14 protein-coding genes are annotated in these 17,487 nt (G+C 72.2%); 9 read left to right on the plus strand and 5 right to left on the minus strand.

Going from position 1 to position 17,487, the window contains the following annotated elements; translation table 11 throughout:
• Positions 1-70 precede the first annotated feature (70 nt).
• The 3 genes from ACGFYH_RS21690 to ACGFYH_RS21700 all read right to left on the minus strand — a co-directional run bounded on the left by ACGFYH_RS21690 (position 71) and on the right by ACGFYH_RS21700 (position 2,650).
• Positions 71-1,021 carry a beta-ketoacyl-ACP synthase III gene (locus tag ACGFYH_RS21690; RefSeq protein ID WP_393804785.1) on the minus strand — a complete coding sequence of 317 codons (951 nt, stop codon included), beginning with the start codon at positions 1,019-1,021 and terminating at the stop codon, positions 71-73.
• Positions 1,022-1,182: 161 nt separating this feature from the next.
• Positions 1,183-1,335, minus strand: coding sequence for a hypothetical protein (locus ACGFYH_RS21695; RefSeq protein ID WP_393804786.1), 153 nt, complete (start codon positions 1,333-1,335; stop codon positions 1,183-1,185).
• Positions 1,304-2,650, minus strand: a complete 1,347-nt coding sequence (locus ACGFYH_RS21700; protein ID WP_393804787.1) for an OFA family MFS transporter — start codon at positions 2,648-2,650, stop codon at positions 1,304-1,306. The genes ACGFYH_RS21695 and ACGFYH_RS21700 overlap by 32 nt, the downstream gene beginning before the upstream one ends.
• A gap of 196 nt (positions 2,651-2,846) precedes the next feature.
• On the opposite strand from ACGFYH_RS21700, the gene ACGFYH_RS21705 reads away from it, so the two are divergent.
• The 5 genes from ACGFYH_RS21705 to fdhD are packed head-to-tail and all read left to right on the plus strand — an operon-like array spanning position 2,847 to position 9,375.
• Positions 2,847-3,818: a 2-dehydropantoate 2-reductase gene (locus ACGFYH_RS21705; RefSeq protein WP_393804788.1), complete on the plus strand. Its 972-nt coding sequence runs from the start codon at positions 2,847-2,849 to the stop codon at positions 3,816-3,818.
• A complete protein-coding gene (locus ACGFYH_RS21710) occupies positions 3,815-5,743 on the plus strand; it encodes a molybdopterin oxidoreductase family protein (RefSeq protein ID WP_393804789.1) in 1,929 nt (642 codons plus the stop codon). The genes ACGFYH_RS21705 and ACGFYH_RS21710 overlap by 4 nt, the downstream gene beginning before the upstream one ends.
• On the plus strand, positions 5,724-7,646 hold the full coding sequence (locus ACGFYH_RS21715; RefSeq protein WP_393804790.1) for an NAD(P)H-dependent oxidoreductase subunit E: 1,923 nt from the start codon (positions 5,724-5,726) through the stop codon (positions 7,644-7,646). The genes ACGFYH_RS21710 and ACGFYH_RS21715 overlap by 20 nt, the downstream gene beginning before the upstream one ends.
• Positions 7,643-8,503 carry a 2Fe-2S iron-sulfur cluster-binding protein gene (locus tag ACGFYH_RS21720; protein ID WP_393804791.1) on the plus strand — a complete coding sequence of 287 codons (861 nt, stop codon included), beginning with the start codon at positions 7,643-7,645 and terminating at the stop codon, positions 8,501-8,503. Before ACGFYH_RS21715 ends, ACGFYH_RS21720 begins: the two co-directional genes overlap by 4 nt.
• A gap of 20 nt (positions 8,504-8,523) precedes the next feature.
• Positions 8,524-9,375 (plus strand): formate dehydrogenase accessory sulfurtransferase FdhD, encoded by an 852-nt coding sequence (gene fdhD / locus ACGFYH_RS21725; protein ID WP_393804792.1) that lies wholly within the window; start codon positions 8,524-8,526, stop codon positions 9,373-9,375.
• Positions 9,376-9,677: 302 nt separating this feature from the next.
• Here fdhD and ACGFYH_RS21730 read toward each other — a convergent pair whose 3' ends face one another.
• Positions 9,678-10,688 (minus strand): bile acid:sodium symporter family protein, encoded by a 1,011-nt coding sequence (locus ACGFYH_RS21730; protein ID WP_393804793.1) that lies wholly within the window; start codon positions 10,686-10,688, stop codon positions 9,678-9,680.
• Between the two features lie 182 nt (positions 10,689-10,870).
• On the opposite strand from ACGFYH_RS21730, the gene ACGFYH_RS21735 reads away from it, so the two are divergent.
• Positions 10,871-11,752, plus strand: coding sequence for a LysR substrate-binding domain-containing protein (locus tag ACGFYH_RS21735; protein WP_393804794.1), 882 nt, complete (start codon positions 10,871-10,873; stop codon positions 11,750-11,752).
• Here the strand turns inward: ACGFYH_RS21735 and ACGFYH_RS21740 are convergent.
• Positions 11,731-12,714 carry an Lrp/AsnC family transcriptional regulator gene (locus ACGFYH_RS21740; protein ID WP_393804795.1) on the minus strand — a complete coding sequence of 328 codons (984 nt, stop codon included), beginning with the start codon at positions 12,712-12,714 and terminating at the stop codon, positions 11,731-11,733. The two genes, ACGFYH_RS21735 and ACGFYH_RS21740, sit on opposite strands and share 22 nt — an antisense overlap.
• A gap of 198 nt (positions 12,715-12,912) precedes the next feature.
• On the opposite strand from ACGFYH_RS21740, the gene ACGFYH_RS21745 reads away from it, so the two are divergent.
• From ACGFYH_RS21745 to ACGFYH_RS21755, 3 genes are all read left to right on the plus strand, one after another.
• Positions 12,913-14,427, plus strand: coding sequence for an MFS transporter (locus tag ACGFYH_RS21745; protein ID WP_393804796.1), 1,515 nt, complete (start codon positions 12,913-12,915; stop codon positions 14,425-14,427).
• A gap of 214 nt (positions 14,428-14,641) precedes the next feature.
• Entirely contained in the window at positions 14,642-16,468 is a 1,827-nt protein-coding gene (locus tag ACGFYH_RS21750; protein ID WP_393804797.1) for an AMP-dependent synthetase/ligase, read from the plus strand.
• Between the two features lie 82 nt (positions 16,469-16,550).
• Entirely contained in the window at positions 16,551-17,384 is an 834-nt protein-coding gene (locus tag ACGFYH_RS21755) for an aldo/keto reductase (RefSeq protein ID WP_393804798.1), read from the plus strand.
• Positions 17,385-17,487: the final 103 nt, after the last annotated feature.

A 17,487-nucleotide genomic window follows, 5' to 3' on the forward strand; every position in this document is an offset into this window, starting at 1 on the left:
AGTCTACGGCGCAGCTCCGGGCAGGAGGCCGGGTGTAGGCCACGTCACATCGTGGGGTGGCGTGGGGCGTTCAGGGGCAGCGGACGACCTGTCCGGCGTAGGAGAGGTTGCCGCCGAAGCCGAACAGGAGCACCGGGTCGCCGGTGGTGATCTCGCCCCGCTCCACCAGCTTCGACAGCGCCAGGGGGATGCTGGCCGCGGAGGTGTTGCCGGATTCGACGACATCGCGGGCGACGACGGCGTTGACCGCGCCGATCCTCGCGGCGAGGGGCTCGATGATGCGCAGGTTGGCCTGGTGCAGGACGACCGCGGCGAGGTCGGCGGGCTCGAGACCGGACCGCTCGCAGGCCTGGCGCGCGATGGCCGGCAGCCGGGTGGTCGCCCAGCGGTAGACGCTCTGCCCCTCCTGCGCGAACCTCGGGGGCGTCCCCTCGATGCGGACCGCGTTGCCCATCTCGGGCACCGATCCCCACAGCACGGGGCCGACGCCCGCCTCCTCGCCCGGGGCGCAGCCCTCCACCACGGCGGCCCCCGCGCCGTCGCCGACCAGCACACAGGTGGTGCGGTCGGTCCAGTCGGTCACCTCGGACATCTTGTCCGCGCCGATGACCAGCGCCCGGTCCGAGGAACCGGCCCGCACGGCGTGGTCGGCGGTGGCCAGCGCGTGGGTGAAGCCGGCGCAGACGACGTTGAGGTCCAGTGCCGCGGGGCCGGGCACGCCGAGGCGGGCCGCGACGCGTGCGGCGGTGTTCGGGGACCGGTCGATCGCGGTGGAGGTGGCGACCACGATCATGTCCACGTCGACGGGGGTCAGCCCCGCCGCCGCGAGCGCCTTCGCGGCGGCGTGGCCGGCCAGCTCGTCCACCGGCTCGTCGGGGCCGGCGATCCGGCGCGAACGAATCCCCACCCGGCTCCTGATCCACTCGTCGCTGGTGTCGACCATGCCCGCCAGGTCCTCGTTGGTGAGGATCCCGGCGGGCTGATAGTGGCCGACGGCGGTGATGCGGGAGCCATGGTGCATGGGTGGAGTCCTCGCTGCCTCGGGGTACGGGATCCACCAGTGTGATCAGTGACCGACGGGTACGGCGGCAGGTGATACGACAGGAAACGGGCGCCCCGGTTGTCGGCTTCGGTCAGCGTCCTCCGCCGCCCTCGGCCGTCCCCGCGTCCCGGCCCCCGTTCTCACCCGGTGAAGAGCTGCGTCGCCTTGCGGACGAGTTCGTACAGACCGTAGGCGAGCGGTGCGCCCACCCAGAGCCAGGTGAAGGCGATCAGCGGCCGCCGGTCCGGCGGATCGGGGAGGTCACGCGGACTCTGGCTGCTGTCGGACGACATCGTTGCCCTCCTTCGGCGCGCGGGCCTCGGTGGCGGGTTCGTGGTGGCGGGCGTGGACGGGACGGACGAGTTCGTTGGCGACGAAGCCGACGACCAGCAGCCCGATCATGATGAGGAAGGACGTACCGTACAGGGCCGAGCCGTGCCGTCCGGCCTCCTCCTGGCGATCGGCGATCCAGTTCACGATCAGCGGCCCGAGGACGCCGGCCAGGGACCAGGCGGTGAGCAGCCGTCCGTGGATCGCGCCGACCTGGTAGGTGCCGAAGAGGTCCTTGAGGTAGGCGGGAGCGGTGGCGAAGCCGCCGCCGTAGAAGGACAGGACGACCAGGGCACACAGGACGAACAGCGGTTTGGAGGAGTCGCCGAACCACGCGATCAGCGTGTACATGAGCGCGCCGACGCCGAGGTACAGGCGGTAGATGTTCTTGCGGCCGATCAGGTCGGAGGTGGAGGACCACCCGATCCGACCCGCCATGTTGGCCGCCGACAGCAGGGCCACGAATCCGGCGGCGGCGGTCACCGACACCGGTGTGGAGGTGTCGGCGAAGAAGTCCGTGATCATCGGCGCGGCCTTCTCCAGGATGCCGATGCCGGCCGTGACGTTCATGCAGAGCACGGTCCACAGCAGCCAGAACTGCGGGGTGCGCACGGCGGCCCGCGCCGAGACCTGGACGCCCTCGAGCGGGACCGGCCGGCCGTCCGCCCGCTCCTTCGGCCGTGGCACCCGCACCAGCAGCACGCCAAGCAGCATGAAGACGGCGTACGTCAGCCCGTGCACGAGGAAGGCGAGGGCGATCCCCGAGTTGTCGGTGCCGAAGGACTTCAGCATCTGCGCCGACCAGGGCGAGGCGATGAGCGCCCCGCCGCCGAAGCCCATGATGGCGATGCCGGTGGCCATGCCAGGCCGGTCCGGGAACCACTTGATCAGCGTAGAGACGGGTGAGATGTAGCCGATGCCGAGGCCGATGCCGCCGACGAAGCCGTAGCCGAGGACGATCAGCCAGTACTGCTCCACCGCCGCGCCGAGCGCGGAGAGCAGGAAGCCGGACGAGAAGCAGACCAGGGCGACGGTCATCGCCCAGCGCGGCCCGTGCCGTTCGACGAGCGTGCCGCCGAACGCGGCCGACAGCCCGAGCATGACGATGCCGAGCTGGAAGGGCAGCGCGCTCTGCGTGCCGCTGAGGCCGAGCGCGGACTCCAGGGGCGGTTTGAACACGGACCAGGCGTACGCCTGCCCGATGGAGAGGTGGACCGAGAGCGCGGCTGGGGGAACGAGCCAGCGGCTCCAGCCCGGGGGTGCGACGGGGGGACTCATGAGTCCCCAACCGTAGGCATGCGGAAAGCGCTTGAGAAGACTGTTGAGCAGACAACTACAGACAACCACTACTGCTGCACAAAGCCTTGCCGCACCAACTTCCATACTGTAGACAATATTTCGTCGACATCGTCGGCTCACTTCCAGAATCTCTTCGGTTCCTCGGTATCCCTCGACCGAACGGAGCTCCCCCGCCATGAAGGTCGCAGTCCTCGGCGCCGGGGCGATCGGCGCCTACGTCGGTGCCGCGCTCCACCGTGCGGGCGCCGACGTCCACCTCATCGCCCGTGGACCGCATCTGGCGGCCATGCGGCAGTACGGAGTACGGGTGCGCAGCCCGCGCGGCGACTTCACCGCGCACCCGCGCGCCACCGACGACCCGGCCGAGGTCGGCCCGGCCGACTACGTGTTCCTGGGCCTGAAGGCCAACTCGTACGCGGCGTGCGGGCCGCTGATCGAGCCGCTGCTGCACGACACCACGGCGGTCGTGGCCGCCCAGAACGGCATTCCCTGGTGGTACTTCCACCGGCACGGCGGCCCCCACGACGGGCGCCGTCTCGAGAGCGTGGACCCGGCCGGCGCGGTCAGTGCGGTGCTCGCGCCCGAACGGGCCGTCGGCTGCGTCGTGTACGCGGCCACCGAACTGGAACAGCCGGGCGTCGTACGCCATGTGGAAGGCACCCGGTTCTCGGTCGGCGAGCCCGGCCGCGAGGTCTCGGCGCGGTGTCTGGCGTTCAGCGAGGCGATGCGGTCGGGCGGCCTGAAGTGCCCGGTCGAGCCGGACCTGCGAGGCGACATCTGGCTGAAGCTGCTGGGCAACATCTCCTTCAACCCGATCAGCGCCCTGGTCCGCGCCACCATGCGGCAGATGTGCCTGCACGGCGGCACCCGGGAGGTCATCGAGACCATGATGACCGAGACGCTTTCGGTCGCCCGGGCCCTCGGCTGCGAGGTCGGCGTCTCCGTCGAGCGCCGGCTCGCGGGCGCCGAGAAGGTCGGCGACCACCGCACCTCCACGCTCCAGGACCTGGAGCGCGGCAAGCCGCTCGAACTCGACGTGCTGCTCGCGGCCGTCGTCGAACTGGCGGAGATCACCGGGGTCCCGGTGCCCACCCTGCGCACCGTGCACGCCCTGTCGGACCTGCTCGCGCTGAGGAGCGCCGCATGAGGAAACGCGACCGAAGCCCCAAGACCTACACCCGCCTCACCCACCCCCTGGTCCGGGAGGCGCGCGACGCGCCGCTGCGCCGGGCGACCTGGGAGGAGGCCCTGGACCGTACGGCCCGGGGCCTGGCCGCGGCGCGCGGCGCGTTCGGGATGTTCTCCTGCGCGCGGGCGACCAACGAGATGAACTACGTGGCGCAGAAGTTCGCCCGGGTGGTCATGGGCACCCACAACGTCGACTCCTGCAACCGCACCTGTCACGCGCCGAGCGTCGCGGGCCTGTCGGCCGCCTTCGGTTCGGGCGGCGGCACCTCGTCGTACGAGGAGATCGAGCACAGCGACGTGATCGTGATGTGGGGCTCCAACGCCCGCTTCGCGCACCCCATCTTCTTCCAGCACGTGCTGAAGGGCATCCACAACGGCGCCCGCATGTACGCCGTCGACCCGCGCCGGACCTCCACCGCCGAGTGGGCGGAGAGCTGGCTGGGGCCGAACGTCGGCACGGACATCCCGCTGGCGCACGCGGTCGGCCGTGAGATCATCCACGCGGGCCTGGCCAACGAGGCGTTCATCGAGCGGGCGACCACGGGTTACGAGGAGTACAGGGCGCTCGTCGAACCCTGGACGCTCTCCCTCGCCGAGAAGGTGACGGGTGTGCCGGCGGCCGCCGTCCGCCAGTTGGCGCACGCCTACGCCCGCGCCGAACGCGCCCAGCTGTGCTGGACCCTCGGCATCACCGAGCACCACAACGGCACGGACAACGTCCGCGCGCTGATCAACCTCTCCCTGCTCACCGGTCACGTGGGCCGCTACGGCTCCGGGCTGCAACCCCTGCGCGGCCAGAACAACGTGCAGGGCGGCGGTGACATGGGCGCGATCCCCAACCGGCTGCCCGGCTTCCAGGACGTGCTCGACCCGGAGGTGAGGCTGAAGTTCGAGTCGGCCTGGGACACCGTCATCCAGCCGCGCCACGGCCTCACCCTGACGGAGATGTTCGAGGCCATGGACGACGGCGGCCTGCGCGCCGTCTACTGCATCGGCGAGAACCCGGCCCAGTCGGAGGCGGACGGCGAACAGGCCGTACGCCGCCTGCGGGCACTGGACTTCCTGGTCGTCCAGGACATCTTCCTCACCAGGACCGCCGAACTGGCCGACGTGGTCCTCCCGGCGACCGCCGGCTGGGCGGAGACCGACGGCACCACCACCAACAGCGAACGGCGGGTACAGCGGGTCCGCAGGGCGGTGAGCCCGCCGGGGGAGGCCCGGGAGGACATCGACATCCTCTGCGACCTCGCGGCCCGCCTCGGACACGACTGGAAGTACACCGGCGCCGAGGCGGTCTGGAACGAACTGCGTTCCCTCTCCCCCGACCACCACGGGATGACGTACGCCCGCCTGGATGAACACCAGGGCATCCAGTGGCCGTGCCCGAGCACCGACGAGCTGGAACCGACGTACCTGCACGGCAGGTTGTGGGACGCGGACCCGGCGCGCCGCGGCCCGCCCGCCCCCTTCGGCATCGTCCGGCACGACCCGCCCGTGGACCTCACCGACGAGCAGTACCCGATCCGGCTGACCACGGGCCGACGGCTCGACTCCTACAACACGGGTGTACAGAGCGGCGGTTACGCATCCCCGCTGCGCCGCGGCGAGTCCGTCGAGCTGTGCCCGGAGGACGCCGAACGCTACGGGGTGGTGGCCGGCGAGGAGGTGCGGGTGACCTCGCGGCGCGGATCGCTGCTCGCGCCCGTCCGGGTCGACACCGCGCTGCGTCCCGGGCTCGCCTTCATGAGCTTCCACTTTCCCGACGAGGTGGACACCAACCAGCTGACCATCGAGGCCAACTGCCCGATCGCCGGGACGGCGGAGTTCAAGGCCTCGGCGATCCGGATCGAGAAGGTGAGCACCGGTGGACCTGCGCTTCGGTGACAGCAAGCCCACGGACGACGAACGCGCGGCCGTCGACGCCCTGCTCGGCCCGCCCGAGTCGTCCTGGGAGGGCGCCGACCGCTGTGACGCCGACCTCAGGTGGGCGCGGGGCGGACGCGAGGCCCGGGACCGCCGCGACCTGCTGCTGCCGGGTCTGCACGCGCTCAACGACCGCGTCGGCTGGATCAGCGAGGGCGCCCTGGACTACCTGTGCCGCCGCCTGACGGTGCCCCCGGCGGAGGCGTACGGGGTGGCCACCTTCTACGCCATGTTCTCGGTCCGCCCCCGCCCCGCGACCGTCCTGCACGTCTGCACCGACCTGGCGTGCACGACGGCGGGGGCGAGCGAGTTGTGCGCGGACGCGGAGGCACGGCTGGGCCCGCAGAGCGGGGTGAGGGTCGAGCGCAGCCCGTGCCTGGGCCTGTGCGAACGGGCCCCGGCCGCCTTGGTCGTCCGGGCGGGCGATCCAGCCCGTCCGCCGTTCGAGGCCGAGGCCGTCCAGGCCGAAGGGGGGTCCGGGGGCACAGTCCCCGGTGGCGGGAAGGGGCGGCGGGGGCGGAGCACCCTCCACGCAACGGCCGTGTGCGCCCCCGCGACCCCGGACACCGCCGTCCACGCGGCCACCGCCCCCGAGCGCGCCCCCGCCGAACCCGCCCCCGCGCTGGCGGTCCCCCAGGCCGGCGACCCCGCCCTCACCCTCCTCCACCGCATCGGCACCACCGACCCCGCCTCCCTGGACGACTACCGGGCCCACGGCGGCTACACCGCCCTGCGGCGCGCCTTCGCCCTCGGCCCCGCCGGCGTCATCCGCGAGGTCACCGACGCCGGCCTGGTCGGCCGCGGCGGCGCCGCCTTCCCCACCGGACGCAAATGGCAGGCGACGGCCGCCCAGCCCGACCACCCGCACTACCTCGTCTGCAACGCCGACGAGTCCGAACCGGGCACCTTCAAGGACCGCGTCCTCATGGAGGGAGACCCGTACGCCCTGGTCGAGGCGATGACCATCACCGGGTACGCGACCGGCGCGCACAAGGGATACCTCTACCTCCGCGGCGAGTACCCGCGCGCCCTCGCCCGCCTCACCCACGCCATCGCCCAGGCCCGCACCCGCGGCCTGCTCGGCGACGACGTCCTCGGCCGGGGTTACGCCTTCGACATCGAGATCCGGCGGGGCGCGGGCGCGTACATCTGCGGCGAGGAGACGGCCCTGTTCAACTCCATCGAGGGCTATCGGGGCGAGCCCCGCTCCAAGCCGCCGTTCCCCGTGGAGAAGGGCCTGTTCGGCAGACCCACGGTGGAGAACAACGTCGAGACACTGGTCAACGTCCTGCCGATTCTGACGATGGGCGCCGAGGCGTACGCCGCGATCGGCACGCCGGCGTCCACCGGGCCGAAGCTGTTCTGCGTGTCGGGTACCGTGGCCCGGCCCGGCGTCTACGAGCTCCCCTTCGGCGCGACGCTGGGCGAGCTGCTCGCCCTCGCCGGTGTCCGGGACAACCTCCGCGCGGTCCTGCTCGGCGGCGCCGCCGGTGGCTTCGTACGCCCGGACGAGCTGGACGTCCCGCTCACCTTCGAAGGCACCCGCGAGGCGGGCACGACCCTCGGCTCCGGAGTGGTGATGGCCTTCGACGGCACCGTCCCGCTCCCCCGTCTTCTCCTGCGCATCGCCGAGTTCTTCCGCGACGAGTCGTGCGGGCAGTGCGTGCCGTGCCGGGTCGGGACCGTGCGCCAGGAGGAGGCCCTGCACCGGATCGCCGAGCGCACGGGTGCCGAAGCCGCCGACGACATCGCGCTGCTGCGGGAGGTCGGCCGCGCGATGCGGGACGCCTCGATCTGCGGTCTGGGGCAGACCGCGTGGAACGCCGTGGAATCCGCCATCGACCGTCTGGGGGCGTACGAATGACCGCGATACCGCTCGGAGTGCCGCGTCGGCTGGTGGAGTTCTCCCTCGACGGGCAGGAGGCCCGGGTGCCCGAGGGGGCGACGGTCCTCGACGCCTGCCGGGCGGCCGGGAAGGACGTCCCGACCCTGTGCGAGGGCGACACGCTCACCCCGAAGAACGCCTGCCGGCTCTGTGTGGTGGACGTCGAGGGCGCCAGGACCCTCGCGCCGGCCTGCTCCCGCCGGGCGGAGCCGGGCATGGTGGTGCGCACGGACACCGAGCGCGCCCGGCACAGCCGCAAGGTCGTCCTCGAACTCCTCGCCTCCTCGGTCGACCTCTCCACGACCCCCGCGGTCGCCCGGTGGATCGAGGAGTACGAGGCGAGGCCCGGCCGCTTCGGCCCGGACGCGGCCCGCGTCGAAGAGGGACCGCGCGTCGACAACGACCTCTACGTGCGCGACTACGGCAAGTGCGTCCTCTGCTACAAGTGCGTGGACGCCTGCGGGAGCCAGTGGCAGAACAGCTTCGCCATCTCCGTCTCCGGCCGCGGCTTCGACGCCCGGATCTCGGTCGAGCACGACGGTCCGCTGACCGACTCGGCGTGCGTCTACTGCGGCAACTGCATCGAGGTGTGCCCCACGGGGGCCCTCTCCTTCAAGTCGGAGTTCGACATGCGGGCGGCCGGCACGTGGGACGAGGAGCGGCAGACCGAGACGACGACGGTGTGCGCGTACTGCGGTGTGGGCTGCAACCTCACGCTCCATGTGCAGGACAATGAGATCGTGAAGGTCACCTCCCCGCACGACAACCCGGTGACCCACGGCAACCTGTGTATCAAGGGCCGCTTCGGCTACCAGCACGTACAGAACCTGGATTGACCGGCACGAGGGGCATGGACATGGGACGAGTCACGGAACGACGCAAGGTGATCCGCGTACGGGACGGTGCCGTCTCCACGCGCCCCGACACGCTCGTCGCCGAGGAACCGCTGGAGATCCGGCTGAACGGCAAACCGCTCGCCATCACGATGCGCACCCCGGGCGACGACTTCGCGCTGGCGGCCGGTTTCCTGGTCAGCGAGGGCGTGCTCGCCGAGCGGACCGACCTCCAGAACATCGTCTACTGCGCGGGCGCCACGGACGGGGGAGGATCGAACACGTACAACGTGGTGGACGTGCGGACGGGCGCGCACGTGCCCGTCCCGGACATCACGCTGGAGCGGAACGTCTACACCACCTCCTCCTGCGGACTGTGCGGCAAGGCGAGCCTGGACGCGGTGCGGACGACGGCCCGCTGGCCCATCTCCGACACTCCCCCGGTCCGCGTCACCCCCAAGCTGCTGGCGGGCCTGCCCGACCGGCTGCGCGCGTCCCAGCGGGTGTTCGACCGGACCGGCGGGCTGCACGCGGCGGCCCTGTTCACCGAGGACGGCGAGCTGGTGGACGTACGGGAGGACGTGGGGCGGCACAACGCGGTCGACAAGCTGGTCGGGCGCGCCCTGCAGAACGGGGGCCTGCCGTTGTCCAGGTCCGTCCTGCTGGTGTCGGGCCGGGCCTCCTTCGAACTGGCGCAGAAGGCCGTGATGGCGGGCATCCCGGTGCTGGCCGCGGTGTCGGCACCGTCTTCGCTGGCCGTCGACCTGGCAACCGAGACGGGGCTGACGCTGGTGGGCTTCCTGCGCGGCAGCTCCATGAACGTGTACGCGGGTGAGGACCGCGTCGCCCTGCGGGCCGCGGCCGCCCGGGGCTGACCCGTCTTCCCGCGACACGGCGGCGGGGCCCCGGCCGGCGGGGAGCGCCCCCTGCGCCGCAGGGGCCCCGCCTCGACCCGGTCAGCCGTCTGCCCCCGCACCGGCGACCCGCCGGACCGCGTCCGTCAGCCGGGCCCGCTGCGCCGGCGCCCTCGACGACGCGTACGTGTGGGACCGGGCCCCGACCGACGAGGAGATCGCCGCCGGTGATCCGCCCTCGGCCACCGGGAACACCGGCCCGCGCTTCCCCACGGACCGGGTGGACACGGGCGGCTGACCGTCACCGGAGCCGTGCGGGCGGTTCAGCCGGAGCGGCTCGCGGTGCCGACCGCGGTGCGCGCCGGGTCGGCGGACTCCCCGGGCGGGACCGCCTGCGGATCGTGCGACCGGCGCTTGGCGATCACCGCGCACACCATGAGCTGCGTCTGGTGGAAGAGCATCAACGGCAGCACGGCCAGCGAGGCGTGGGCGCCGAACAGGACGCTCGCCATGGGCAGCCCCGCGGCGAGCGACTTCTTGGACCCGGCGAACTGGATCGCGATCCGGTCCTCCCGCCCGAAGCCCAGCCCCTTCGCCCCGTACCAGGTCAGCGCCAGCATCACGGCCAGCAGGACCGCCTCGACGACCAGCAGCCCGGCCAGCCGGACCGGGCTCACCTGGTGCCAGATGCCCTGGACCACGCCCTCGCTGAACGCCGTGTAGACGACCAGGAGGATCGAGCCGCGGTCGACGAGCCCGAGTGCCTTCTTGTGCCGGGCGACGAAGCCCCCGATCCACCGGCGCAGCACCTGCCCGGCCACGAACGGCACCAGCAGCTGCAGCACGATCCTCACCACCGAGTCGGCGGAGAACCCGCCCCCACCGCTGCCCAGCAGCGCGGCGGCCAGCAGCGGCGTGACGACGATGCCGGCCAGCGAGGAGAAGGACCCGGCGCAGATGGCCGCGGGCACGTTGCCGCGGGCGACGGAGGTGAAGGCGATCGACGACTGGATGGTCGACGGGACCAGGGTGAGGAAGAGCAGGCCCTGGTACAGGGGGTCGGTCAGGAACACCGGGACGAGACCGCGGGACGCGAGGCCGAGCAGCGGGAAGACGACGAAGGTGCAGGCCAGCACGGTGACATGGAGTCGCCAGTGCCGCACACCGTCCATCGCCTCACGGGTGGAGAGCCGGGCACCGTAGAGGAAGAAGAGGAACGCGATCGCGCCGGTGGAGGCGCCGGAGGCGACGTCCGCGCCCGCGCCGCGGGCCGGCAGCAGCGCCGCGAGGCCGACCGTGCCGAGCAGCAGCACGAGGTACGGGTCGATCGGCATCCAACGCGGCCAACGCAGGCGTCTCACGGTGCTCCACTTGCTCTCTGCTCGTTCTCTGTGTACTCACTGCTTGTTCGCTCGAAGGGGTCACGGGTCCCCGCTCCATCCTGCTCCCCCACGCTGTGATCGGGAATCCGGTACACCGCTCTGACTGTCATCACGCCCGCCGATAAGCTGGCGGAATGTACGACCCCTCCCACCTGCGTACGTTCCTTTCGGTGGCCCAGACACTGAGCTTCACGCAGGCCGCCCGGCGGCTCGGTCTGCGCCAGTCGACCGTGAGCCAGCACGTGCGGCGGCTGGAGGACGCCACCGGGCGGCAGCTGTTCAGCCGTGACACGCATTCCGTGGAGCTGACGGAGGACGGGGAGGCGATGCTCGGGTTCGCGCGCCGGATCCTGGAGGTGCACGAGCAGGCGACGGCCTTCTTCACGGGCACCCGGCTGCGCGGGCGGCTGCGGTTCGGAGCCTCCGAGGACTTCGTGCTGACCCGGCTGCCCGAGATCCTGGAGGGCTTCCGGCATGAGCACCCCGAGGTCGACCTGGAGCTGACGGTGGAGCTGTCGGGCACGCTGCACGAGCAGCTGACGGCCGGGAAGCTGGACCTGGTGCTCGCCAAGAGGCGGCCCGAGGACCCGCGGGGCGAGCCGGTCTGGAGCGACCGGCTGGTGTGGATCGGCGCGGAGCGGCTGCGCCTCGATCCGGACCGTCCGGTGCCGCTCATCGTCTATCCGCCGCCGGGCATCACCCGCGCGCTGGCCCTGGACGCCCTGCAACGGCAGGGCCGCGCGTGGCGCGTCGCGTGCACCAGCGGCAGCCTCAACGGCCTGATCGCGGCCGCCCGTGCGGGCCTGGGCGTGATGGCGCACTCGCGCGGCCTCGTCCCGCCCGGGCTCGTAAGGGTGCCGGACCGGGCCGGGCTGCCCGAGCTGGGCCGCGTCGACTTCGTACTGGTGCACGGCCGGCGCCGCCCCTCGGCACAGGGCGCCGCGGACGCGCTGGCGGCGGCGATCCTGGCGGGCGGCGACCGGCTGCACCGGCCTCAGCGGGCGGGCCTCGGATAGGTGAGCTGCTTGACCCGGCGCAGGAAGGGCGACGCCTCCACGTGCTGGACGCCCTCCAGGCGGCCGAGCGGACCACTGAGGTAGGAGTAGAGGTCGGCGGTGCTGCGGACCACCGCGGTGGCGATGATGTTGGACGGGCCCGCGGTGGCGGCGGCGTGGGCGATCTCGTCGTGGGCGGCGAGCGCCTCACCGACCCGGTGGAGGGCGGCCGGGCCGGTGGTGAGCCACAGGACGGCGGCCGTGGGGTAGCCCAGGATCTCGGCGCGGTACTCCACGTCGATGTAGACCGCACCGGAGCCGAGCAGCGCGGCGAGGCGGCGCTTGACGGCTGACTCGGAACGGCCGGTGGCCCGCTGGAGTTCGGGACAGCCGGCCCGCCCGTCGCGCTCCAGGACGGAGAGCAGCGGTTCGTCCTCCGGTTCGATACGGGCCGGGCCAGGCGCGGACGGGCCCGGCCCGGGCCGCAGGGCGGCGATCTCGTCGTCGCCGAGCACGCCGAACTTGTGGAGCCAGCCGCTGGGGCCGCCGTAGAAGCGGTGCAGGATCTGGTAGGCGTGGATCTCCAGGACGCGCGGGGTGCGCGGCAGCTTGCCGAGGAGCAGGTCGTCGCGGTCCCCCGGGCTGCTCGGCCGGGTGCCGAAGATGACCTCGGTGCCGCCCGCCGCCAGCCCGATCCAGCTGGTGTCGGGCCGCTTGGCGAGGGCGTCCGCGATGGCCAGGGCGCTGTCCGGGACGCAGCGCAGCCGCAGCGTCCAGTGGTCCAGGCCGAGCCGCTCGGCGTCCCGGACGGCGACCACCCGCAGCCCGCCCTCGGCACACAGCCTGCGGTAACGGCGGGCGACGGTCTGGTCGGAGACGCCGAGTACCGCCCCGATGCGGCTGAAGGAGGCGCGGCCGTTGACCTCCAGCGCGTCCAGCACGCGTAGGTCCAGCTCGTCGAAGGTGTCGGATTCCATCCGCATGGCGGCCGCTCCCGTCGGTTTCCGTCACTTCGCTGCCGCGAACCGGTGCGATCTGCCGGGCACGGCCCATCGTACGGGGACACGTGGACGCGGAGGACGGCGCAAGCGCACAGGCGGACGCGACGCGCGGTTCGGCGCCTGCGCGGACGACACGGTTGAGACGACGCAGGTAAGACGACACAGGAAAGAAGACGGAACATGCGTACATGGGGGCCGCTCACGGCGGTGTGCCTGGGGACGTTCATGCTGCTGCTGGACGTGACGATCGCGGTCGTGGCGCTGCCGGACATGGCCCGGGGGCTGCACGCGTCGCTGAGCGATCTGCAGTGGGTGATGGACGGCTACGCGCTGGCGCTGGCCGCGCTGCTGCTGGGGCTGGGCGCCGCGGCCGACGTGCTGGGACGGCGCCGGGTGCACGTGGCGGGCGTGGTGCTGTTCGCGGCGGCGTCGCTGCTGTGCGGGCTGGCCACCGGACCCGGGATGCTGGTCGCCGCGCGCGGGCTGCAGGGAGTGGGTGCGGCGGCGATGTTCGCCACCACGCTGCCGCTGCTCGGCTCGGTCTACCAGGGGCGCCGGCGGTCGATGGCGCTCGGCGTGTGGGGCGCGGTCAGCGGCGCGGCCGCGGCGGTGGGCCCGGTGCTGGGCGGGCTGCTGACGGTCGGTCCGGGCTGGCGGTGGATCTTCTGGGTGAACCTGCCGGTGAGCGTGGCCGCGGTCTGGCTGACGCTGCGCGTGGTGCCGGAGTCGCGCGGGGCGCGCGGGCGCCGCGTGGACTGGGCGGGTACGGCCACGTTCGCGGCCTTCGCCGGTGCGGTGACGTACGGGGCGGTGCGGGCCGGGTCGCACGGCTGGACGGAGGGCGGCACGCTCGTCGCCTTCGTGCTCGCGGCGGTGGCGCTGGGCGCGTTCGCCGTCGTGGAGCACCGGGTCGCCGATCCGCTGCTCGACCCGCGGCTGTTCCTGCGGCCCGCGTTCTCGGGCGTGATGCTGGGCGGGCTGGCCTTCAACGCGGCGGCCTTCGGCGTGATGGCGTACACCTCCATATGGCTGCAGACGCTGCTCGGGATGAGCCCGGTGCGCGGCGGGCTGGTGTTCGTGTGGCTGTCGCTGGCGTCTTTCGTGGTGGCCGCCGCGGGCGGACGGCTGCTGCACGGGGTGCCTGCGCGGTTCACCATCGGGGGCGGGCTGCTGCTGATCGCGGCGGGACAGTTCTGCATGGCCTTCCTGGACGCGGGCTCCGGTGCCTCCGCCCTGGTCCCGGGGCTGTTGCTGGTGGGCGTCGGAACGGGCCTGGTGTCGCCCGGGATCGCGGGCGCCGCGCTGGCGGCGGTCCCGGCGGAGCGGGCCGGCATGGCCGGGGGCGCGGTCAACACCTTCCGGCAGCTCGGGTACGCGCTCGGTATCGCCGTGTTCGGCACGGTGCTGACCTCCCGGATGGAGGACACCCTGCCGCACGACGCGGCGCACGGTCTGGCGGGCGGTGCGGCGGGCGCCCTGCGGGACGTGTTCGGTGAGCACGCGCTGCGGGCCGCGTTCGCCTCCGGACTGAACGCGGCGGCGGTGGCCGCGGGCGCCGTCGCGGCGGTCGCCGGGGTGCTGGTGCTCGTCCTGGTCGGGGCCGGCTGCCCGGGCCGGAAGGCTGGTGTGACGCAATCCGCGGCGCCCGCGCTGAATGAGGAGGAGGCCGCTCCGGCGGCGCCCTACCGGCGGTAAGCGGGCCGTACAGATTCGGTGGAGATTACGGCACCGAAACTCGCCCAACCGTCAGGAATCTGTCCGACCCTTCCCCATGTGCGCGCATTTCCTCTCGCTGACCAGCGTGAACATGAGCCCTGTTCGATTTTGGCACCCCTCCCGCCCCCGCGCCGGGTGGGGTAGCTTTCACCGCGCTGTGCGGGGGCGTCACCAGAAAAGCGGGGAGCGGGGTTTGCGCGAGTTCACCAGTCCTCCGTTGGCGTTGGCACCACCGGTGGGCGGTCTGGCCGACGTCGTCTTCCAGCATGCCCGGGAGGACCCGCGGCACATCGCCCTCGGCCGCAAGGACGATGCCGGTCAGTGGCGGGACGTCACCGCCGGCGCCTTCCGCGACGAGGTGCTCGCCCTCGCCAAGGGCCTGCTGGCCCAGGGCATCCGCTTCGGCGACCGGGTCGCCATCATGTCCCGCACCCGCTACGAGTGGACCCTCTTCGACTTCGCCCTGTGGACGATCGGCGCCCAGGTGGTGCCCGTCTACCCGACCTCCTCGGCCGAGCAGTGCATGTGGATGCTGTACGACGCCGAGGTGACGGCGGCGGTCGTGGAGCACGAGGACCACGCCATGACGATCGCCACGGTCATCGACCGCCTGCCGCACCTGCGCGGGCTGTGGCAGCTCGACTCCGGGGCCGTCCAGGAGCTGTACGACGCCGGCGCGCACCTCGACGACGAGGTGGTGCACCGGCACCGCCAGGCGGTCACGCCGGACTCGGTCGCCACCGTCATCTACACCTCGGGCACCACCGGCCGCCCCAAGGGCTGCGTCCTGACGCACGGCAACTTCATGTACGAGGCGGACACCGTCATCGAGCGCTGGGAGCCGGTGTTCCACTCCAAGCGGGGCGACGAGGCCGCGACGCTGCTCTTCCTGCCGCTCGCCCATGTCTTCGGGCGGATGGTGGAGGTCGCGGCGATCCGCGGCCGGGTCCGCTTCGGCCACCAGCCGCAGCTCAACGCCGCGGCGCTCCTGCCCGACCTGGCCGCCTTCCGGCCGACCTTCATCCTGGCCGTGCCGTACATCTTCGAGAAGGTGTTCAACGCGGCCCGCCGCAAGGCCGAGAAGGAGGGGAAGGCCGGTCCCTTCGAGAAGGCCGTCGACGTGGCCGTGAAGTACGCGGAGGCGGTGGAGGCGAAGGACTGGGGCATCGGGCCGGGACCGTCCGCGGGGCTGCGGATGCAGCACCAGCTCTTCGACAAGCTCGTCTACGCGAAGGTGCGGGCCGCGATGGGCGGACGCATCCGCAACGCCATGTCGGGCGGCTCGGCGATGGACCGGCGGCTCGGGCTGTTCTTCGCGGGGGCGGGCGTGCAGATCTACGAGGGCTACGGTCTGACCGAGTCCACGGCGGCCGCCACCGCCAACCCGCCCGAGCGCACCCGCTACGGCACCGTCGGGCTGCCCGTCCCGGGCGTCACCGTGCACATCGCGGACGACGGCGAGATCTGGCTGAACGGCGACAACGTCTTCCAGGCCTACCTGAACAACCCGAAGGCCACCGACGAGACCCTGCACGACGGCTGGCTGGCCACCGGCGACCTGGGCGCCCTGGACGAGGACGGCTACCTCACCATCACCGGCCGCAAGAAGGAGATCCTGGTGACCTCCGGCGGCAAGAGCGTCTCCCCCGGTCTGCTGGAGGAGCGGGTGCGCGACCATCCGCTGGTCAACCAGTGCATCATCGTCGGCAACGACCGCCCCTACGTCGCCGCCCTCATCACCCTCGACCAGGAGGCGGTCGAGCACTGGCTGACGATGCGCAACAAGCCGCGGATGTCGCCGGCCGACCTGGTGCACGACGCCGACCTGGAGGCCGAGGTGCGGCGCGCGGTCGTCGCGGCCAACACGCTGGTGTCGCAGGCCGAGTCGATCCGCACCTTCCGCATCCTCGCCCAGCCCTTCACCGAGGAGCACGGGCTGCTGACACCGTCGCTGAAGCTGAAACGCAAGGCCATCGAGAACGCATACGGGAGCGAGGTCGAGGCACTCTACCGAGCATGAGTTCCCGGTCCGGAATGCGGCGGGGCTCGTGATCGTTGACGGTATGAGTACCACCTGACCACAACCGAAGGATCAAGAGCTCGTGAGCAGCAAGGTCCCCCCGATCATCCTGAACAACGGCGTCGAGATGCCCCAGCTGGGCTTCGGCGTCTGGCAGGTGCCGGACGACGAGGCCGAGACGGCCGTCGCCAGGGCGCTGGAGGCCGGGTACCGCAGCATCGACACAGCGGCGATCTACGGCAATGAAGAGGGCACCGGCAGGGCGATCGCCGCCTCCGGTGTGGTGCGCGAGGACCTCTTCGTCACCACCAAGCTCTGGAACAGCGACCAGGGGTACGACTCCACCCTCCGCGCCTTCGACACCTCGCTGGCGAAGCTCGGCCTGGAGTACCTCGACCTCTACCTGATCCACTGGCCCATGCCGGCCAGGGAGAAGTACGTCGACACCTACAAGGCGTTCGAGAGGCTCCTCGCCGACGGCCGGGTCCGGGCCGTCGGCGTGTCGAACTTCCTGCCGGAGCACCTGGAGCGGCTGACCGCCGAGACGTCGGTGATCCCGGCCGTCAACCAGATCGAGCTGCACCCGCACCTCCAGCAGCAGGCTGCCCGCGAGATGCACGCCGAGCAGGGCATCGCCACCGAGGCCTGGTCCCCGCTCGGCTCCGGCAAGGGCGTCCTGGACGTCCCCGCGATCGTCGCGATCGCGCGGAAGCACGGCCGGACCCCGGCCCAGGTCGTGCTGCGCTGGCACCTCCAGCTGGGCAACGTGGTGATCCCGAAGTCCGTGACGCCGTCCCGGATCGCGGAGAACATCGACGTGTTCGACTTCACCCTGGACACCGAGGACCTCGCGGCGATCAGCGCGCTGAACGAGGACCGGCGCGTCGGTCCGGACCCGGCGGACGTCAACTCCTGAGCGTTCACACCCCCGGAGCACCATCTCCGTCCAGCCCGCCGGTCACCCCTGTGTCCGAACCTCTGGCTCCTGTGAACCGCGGAGTCCATCAGTTCGAGCGCCC

Source organism: Streptomyces sp. NPDC048392 (assembly GCF_043200575.1).
Taxonomy (GTDB): Bacteria; Actinomycetota; Actinomycetes; order Streptomycetales; family Streptomycetaceae; genus Streptomyces.